Consider the following 5,730-nt stretch of genomic DNA (forward strand, 5'->3'; position numbering starts at 1 on the left):
CAAGCATCCATAGGGGGTTGCTCATCGCTGCTGCTCTCCTCGACCAAGACCCTTAATCACCGTTGGAACTCTAATCACTGTAGGAATTCCAACAGAGATCAGCTGAAGACTCGTTTGGTTTGCCTTCAGATAATTAGGTCGTGTAATCGGCGTTAATGCGGACATATTGAGCCGAAAGGTCGCAGCCCCAGGCGACACCTGTGCCGGCGCCATCGCCCACCACCAGGCGAATAATCACCGTGTCGCTCTGCAGATAGGTGCTGGCGGCGGCACGATCGAAAGCCAGGGGCTGGCCAGCGGCCATCAGCTGGTGCTCGCCCAGCCACAGGGCCACCAGATCAGCAGCAAAGGGCACACCGGCCCGGCCGGCGGCGGCCACGATCCGGCCCCAGTTGGGGTCGCGGCCATGCACGGCGCATTTCACCAGCGACGAGCCGCACACGGTGCGCGCAATGGCACGAGCGCCGGCGTCATCGGCAGCGCCCTGCGCCTGCACCTCGATCAGGCAGGTGGCGCCCTCGCCATCGCGGGCAATCGCCTTGGCCAGGTGTTGCGACACCGCCGTCAGGCCGGCCTCCAGTGCTTCGTAGTGCTCATGGCTTAGGAGCTCCCCGGCTGCAAAGGCCAGGAACGTGTCATTGGTGCTGGTGTCGCCGTCCACCGTGATCGAATTAAAAGAACGATCCACCGCCCGCCGCACCATCGCCTGCCACACCTCGGCGGGTACGCCCGCGTCGCAGCTGAGATAGCCCAGCATCGTGGCCATATTTGGGTGAATCATTCCCGAGCCCTTGGCCATGCCGCCGATGCGCACGTTGCGGCCGCCCAGATCCGCCTCCAGAGCGATCTGCTTAGCCACCAGATCGGTGGTGAGGATGGCAGTAGCTGCCGCGGCCCCACTCTCGGTACTGAGGGCCGCCACCAAGGGATCAAGACCCGCCAGCAAGGTGCCCATCGGAATCGGCACGCCGATCACACCGGTGGAGCAGATCAGCACCTCTTCAGGCGCCAGACCCAACCGATCGGCGACGGCCTGGGTGGCCCGCAGGCTGTCGATCAGGCCCCGGTCGCCGGTGCAGGCATTGGCCTGGCCGGAATTGGTGAGCACCGCCCGGGCGTGACCGCCGGAGGCCGCCAGGCGCTCGGCGCAGAGGTCCACGCAGGCGGCCCGCACCACCGAGGTTGTGAAGGTGCCAGCGCACACGGCGCCCTCGGGCGCCAGCAGCAGGGAGAGGTCGGGCTTGCCGGAAGCCTTCAGACCCGCGGTGACACCAGCGGCTTGGAAGCCACGGGGAGCGGTGATGCCGCCGGGGATCGGGTGCCAGGGGTGGGTCACGGGCTGCAGCTGCTGCGAACCTGAGCATGGAATAGCGCCACGCCCCTTCTCAAGCCATGGTTGCTGCACGCCGCATTGGCCTCACCGGCGGCATCGCCAGCGGCAAGAGCAGCGTGGGCCGGCTGCTGGCGGCGCGGGGCCTGCCGCTCCTGGATGCAGATGTGTACGCCCGCGAAGCACTGGCGCCCGGCAGTCCCGGGGCCGGCGCGGTGCTGGAGCGCTACGGGGATGGGATCCGGGCGCCCGGAGGAGAGATCGATCGCGCCGCCCTGGGGCAGATCGTTTTTGGCGATGGCGCCGAGCGGCGCTGGCTGGAGCAGCTGCTGCATCCAGTTGTGCGAGCGTGCTTTAAAACCAAGCTGCAGGAGCTGGCGGCGGAGCCGGTAGTGGTGCTGGTGGTGCCGCTGCTATTCGAAGCGGGCCTGGAGACCCTCTGCAGCGAGGTGTGGCTGGTGGACTGCGACGAGTCGCAGCAGCTGCAGCGATTGATGGCCCGAGATGGCCTGGGCGAGGCCGATGCCCGCGCCCGGATAGCTGCCCAGTGGCCGCTGGCGCGCAAGCGCCAGCTGGCAGATGTGGTGCTTAACAACCGGGGCGAACCCGAGCAGTTAGCCACCGAAGTGGAGCAGGTGCTCAGCCGTTGAGCTTCTGAATCAGAATCTGGTTGGCCAGTTTGGGGTCGGCCTTGCCACCAGTTTTTTTCATCAGCTGACCCACAAAGAAGCCCTGCAACTTGGTTTTACCGCCGCGGAAGGCTTCCACCTCCTCGGGGTGGGCAGCCAGCAACTCCTCCACAATCGCCGTAATAGCAGCGGGGTCGCTGATCATGCCCAGGCCGCGCTCCGCCACGATCGCCTTGGCGGAACCGCCCTGCTCAAGCAACTCGGGCAGAATCTCTTTAGCGATCTTGCCGCTAATAATTCCGCCCTCAATCAGCTGCACCAGCTCAGCTAGCTGCTCGGGCTTAAGGGGCAACTCGGCAATAGCCAGCCTGTTGGCATTTACATAGGCGGCAATGTCGCCGGTGACCCAGTTGGCGATGCCCTTAGCGTCAGCGCCGGCGGCCACCGCGGCCTCGAAATATTCAGCCATCGAGCGCTCATCGGTAAGCACTCGGGCGTCGTAGATCGACAGACCCAGCTGGTCGGCGTAGCGGTGCCGCTTAGCAGCAGGCAACTCGGGCAGCTCGGCGCGCCAGCCCTCCCGCTGGGCGTCACTCACCTCGATGGGTCCAAGGTCGGGATCGGGGAAGTAGCGGTAGTCGCTGGCGCCCTCTTTACCGCGCATGCTCTTAGTGAGCTGTTTGGATTCATCCCAAAGGCGGGTTTCCTGCCGCACCGGCTCGCCGGTTTCGTAGGCCTTGATCTGGCGCTGAATCTCGTAATCAATCGCCTTCTGGATAGCCGAGAAGGAATTCATATTCTTAATTTCCACCTTGGTGCCGAAGGGGGCATCAGGGCCGCGCCGCACGGATATATTTACATCGCAGCGCAAGGAACCCTCCTGCATGTTGCCATCACTCACGCCCAGATAACGCATGATCCGGCGAATCTCCGAGGCGTATTCCGCCGCCTCGCGGCCGGTGCGCAAATCCGGCTTGCTAACAATCTCAGCCAGAGCTACTCCGGCGCGGTTGTAGTCCACCAGGGAGTGGGTAGAGCCGTCTAGGCGATCACTACCGGCGTGTACCAATTTGCCGGCGTCTTCTTCCATGTGAAGCCGCTCTATACCGATGCGCTTCAAATAGGTTTCTTTACCTTTTTCGGCCACCTCAACTTCAATCCAACCATCTTCAGCGATTGGCTCATCGAATTGGGAGATTTGATAATTCTTGGGCAGATCGGGATAAAAATATTGTTTGCGATCAAACTTGCTGTGCGCAGCAATATGCAGGTTGAGGGCAAGGGCTGCTTTTACTGCATACTCGAGCACCTTTTGATTAAGCACTGGCAAGGTGCCGGGCAGGCCACACACCACCGGGTCGATGTGGGTGTTGGGGGCGTCGCCGAAGGCGGTGGAGGCGCTGGTGAAAATCTTGCTGGCGGTGCCCAGCTGCACATGGGTCTCCAAGCCAATCACCGCCTCCCAAGGGAGCTGCTGGGATGGGACTGGTGATGCTGGTGCTACTGCCGCGCCTGTCATGGCCTGTATCGATGCCTGAGCCGATCCTATGGGGAGGTACTGGACGCCGGCCTCACGGGGGCGGGGGGGCTCCGGGGCGGATAGTGATTTGCGCTGTTTAGCTAAGCTAAAACTAAGTCCAGAGGTTTTTGCAGCCATGGCCTACCCGCCATTCCCCCCTGAGCCAGCACCAAGCAACCGGCCCCAACTTGTGAATGTGCATGAGGCCAAAACCCAGCTCTCCCGCCTGCTGCTTCAGGTGGAGCAAGGCGAGGAGATATGGATCGCCAGAGCAGGCAAGCCGGTAGCCCGCCTCAGCGCCTGGATTCCCACCCCCAGCGCCGCCCACGCGCCGGGCGCCATGCGCCACGCCATTGCCATCGCCGCCAACTTCGACGCACCGCTGCAATGAAACGCCTGCTGCTCGACACCCAGGTGCTGCTCTGGTGGCTGGCCGACGACCCGCGTCTGCCGGCCTGGGCCATCGCCGCCGTACAGGCGCCGGGAGCAGAGGTGTTCGTGAGCCAGGTGAGCCTCTGGGAACTGGCCCTCAAGCAACGCCAAGGCCGGGTGCAGCTCGACCTGGCCCGCCTGGAGCAGGAGGTGACCCGTCAACACTTCCACTGGCTGCCCCTACGCAATGAGCACCTGCTGGCCCTGGCCGAGCTGGATAGCAGCGCCGCCCCCAGCGACCTCTTCGACCAGCTGCTGCTCGTGCAAAGCCGCCAGGAACCACTGCTGCTACTCACCGCTGACGCGGCCCTGCGCTCCTGCGGGGCCACGGTGCTGGGGCTGGAGCCAGCGGCGCTGGCCCAGCCATGACTGCAGCCAAGGGGCCAGCCATCACAGTGCTGGGGGGCGGCCTGATGGGCCTGGCCATGGCCCACCAGCTCGCCCGCCGCGGCGAGCTGGTACGGGTGCTGAGCCGGCGCCGCAGCGAAGCCGCCGGATTTGTAGCCGCCGGCATGTTGGCGCCCCACGCCGAGGGGCTCAGCGGCGACCTGCTCGGCCTGGGGCAGGCCAGCCTGCAGCTCATCCCCTCCTGGGTAGCCCAGATCGAAGCCGATAGCGGCCTGAGCTGCGGTCTGCGGCCCTGCGGCATCGTGGTGCCCTTCGCCACCTCGGCGGAGCGGGATGCCTATCCCACCGCCGCCTTCGGCCAACGGCTCGATCGCCGCGGCCTGGAGCAAGAGATTGCCGGCATCGGCGAGCGCTGGCAGGCGGGCCTGCTGTTTGAACAGGACGGCCAGATCGACAACCGCCGCCGGCTGATGCGCGCCCTGGAGCGGGCCTGCGTGGAACTGGGGGTGACCTTTCAGGAGGGCAGCCAGGTGCTGGAGCTGGTCTGCGACCCGGCCGGCGCCCTCAGCGGGGTGCGTCTACGCAGCGCCGAAGGGGAGGAGCACCATCTCGCTGCCGAGCGGGCGGTGCTGGCCTGCGGTGCCTGGAGCGCCCAGCTACTGCCCCAGCTGCCGATCGCTCCGGTGAAAGGCCAGATGCTGTCGTTGCAGGGGCCGCGGCAGGCCCTGCAGCGAGTGATTTTTGGGCCCGGCACCTACCTGGTGCCGAGGCAAGACGGTCTGCTGGTGGTGGGAGCCACCAGCGAAGCCGAGGCGGGCTTCAGCGAAGGGCTCACCCCCGCCGGCCAGCGCCAGCTGCAGGAGGGGCTGGCCAGCCTGCTGCCGGAGGCGAGCGCCTGGCCGCCGATGGAGCGCTGGTGGGGTTTTCGGCCCCACACCCCAGACGAAGCTCCCCTGCTGGGAACCAGCCCCATCCCCGGCCTGTGGCTAGCTGCGGGGCACCACCGCAACGGCGTGCTGCTGGCCGCGATCACCGCCGAATTGGTGGCAAACCAAATCTGCGCATCTGCCCCGACGCAGAGCAGTTGGCAGCAGGCATTTCGATGGGATCGCTTCTCTAGCTGAACCCACACTGAATTATTTAATTTGCCTATTAAGTTTCACTCAACAACTGAATTAGACCTGGTATTTACGCCAATCCATACACCTCCAGCGGCACCTGCCATCCCTTGACGTTATGGCTACCTAAAGGCACCACAACCAGCTCCGGAGGCAGCAGCTGGCGCAGCTCAGCGCTGATCAAAATGCTGTGGTCCGGAAACTGGCGGGTAAGACCCTCAAGCCGGCTGGCGATGTTTACTGCAGAGCCAATCACGGTGTACTCCATGCGCTGGGAGGAGCCCAGATTGCCGGCTACCACCTCACCCACATGAATGCCGATGCCATGACGAAGGGGCGGCTGGCCCGCAAGCT

At 64.9% G+C, this 5,730-nt stretch carries 7 protein-coding genes; 4 read left to right on the forward strand and 3 right to left on the reverse strand.

All coding sequences use genetic code 11. The features are described 5' to 3' along the window. Positions 1-133: 133 nt before the first annotated feature. Positions 134-1,336: a bifunctional glutamate N-acetyltransferase/amino-acid acetyltransferase ArgJ gene (argJ, locus tag KBZ07_RS15125; protein WP_254932384.1), complete on the reverse strand. Its 1,203-nt coding sequence runs from the start codon at positions 1,334-1,336 to the stop codon at positions 134-136. Positions 1,337-1,392: 56 nt separating this feature from the next. On the opposite strand from argJ, the gene coaE reads away from it, so the two are divergent. Continuing rightward, the gene (coaE, locus tag KBZ07_RS15130) at positions 1,393-1,980 is read left to right on the forward strand and encodes a dephospho-CoA kinase (RefSeq protein WP_254932385.1); all 588 of its coding nucleotides are present in this window, start codon (positions 1,393-1,395) and stop codon (positions 1,978-1,980) included. Here the strand turns inward: coaE and gatB are convergent. Beyond that, entirely contained in the window at positions 1,970-3,478 is a 1,509-nt protein-coding gene (gene gatB, locus KBZ07_RS15135) for an Asp-tRNA(Asn)/Glu-tRNA(Gln) amidotransferase subunit GatB (protein ID WP_254932386.1), read from the reverse strand. The genes coaE and gatB overlap by 11 nt on opposite strands. A gap of 136 nt (positions 3,479-3,614) precedes the next feature. Here gatB and KBZ07_RS15140 point away from each other — a divergent pair, with 136 nt between their 5' ends. Genes KBZ07_RS15140 through KBZ07_RS15150 form a run of 3 tightly spaced genes read left to right on the forward strand, consistent with a single transcriptional unit; the run spans position 3,615 to position 5,382 of the window. Next, positions 3,615-3,869, forward strand: coding sequence for a type II toxin-antitoxin system Phd/YefM family antitoxin (locus KBZ07_RS15140; protein WP_254932387.1), 255 nt, complete (start codon positions 3,615-3,617; stop codon positions 3,867-3,869). Next, complete coding sequence (locus KBZ07_RS15145) at positions 3,866-4,279, forward strand: type II toxin-antitoxin system VapC family toxin (protein WP_254932388.1); 414 nt, start codon at positions 3,866-3,868, stop codon at positions 4,277-4,279. Before KBZ07_RS15140 ends, KBZ07_RS15145 begins: the two co-directional genes overlap by 4 nt. Then, positions 4,276-5,382 carry an FAD-binding oxidoreductase gene (locus tag KBZ07_RS15150; RefSeq protein ID WP_254932389.1) on the forward strand — a complete coding sequence of 369 codons (1,107 nt, stop codon included), beginning with the start codon at positions 4,276-4,278 and terminating at the stop codon, positions 5,380-5,382. Before KBZ07_RS15145 ends, KBZ07_RS15150 begins: the two co-directional genes overlap by 4 nt. Before the next feature lie 64 nt (positions 5,383-5,446). On the opposite strand, the gene KBZ07_RS15155 is transcribed toward KBZ07_RS15150, so the two are convergent. Continuing rightward, positions 5,447-5,730: adenylate/guanylate cyclase domain-containing protein (locus tag KBZ07_RS15155; protein WP_254932390.1), on the reverse strand; the 284-nt coding region annotated here is incomplete at its 5' end.

The organism is Cyanobium sp. BA20m-14, assembly GCF_024346295.1.

Coding starts and splice junctions, on each gene's coding strand:
- coaE (WP_254932385.1), top strand. CDS start 1,393: ATGGTTGCTGCACGCCGCATTGGCCTCACCGGCGGCATCGCCAGCGGC.
- gatB (WP_254932386.1), bottom strand. CDS start 3,478: ATGACAGGCGCGGCAGTAGCACCAGCATCACCAGTCCCATCCCAGCAG.
- KBZ07_RS15140 (WP_254932387.1), top strand. CDS start 3,615: ATGGCCTACCCGCCATTCCCCCCTGAGCCAGCACCAAGCAACCGGCCC.
- KBZ07_RS15145 (WP_254932388.1), top strand. CDS start 3,866: ATGAAACGCCTGCTGCTCGACACCCAGGTGCTGCTCTGGTGGCTGGCC.
- KBZ07_RS15150 (WP_254932389.1), top strand. CDS start 4,276: ATGACTGCAGCCAAGGGGCCAGCCATCACAGTGCTGGGGGGCGGCCTG.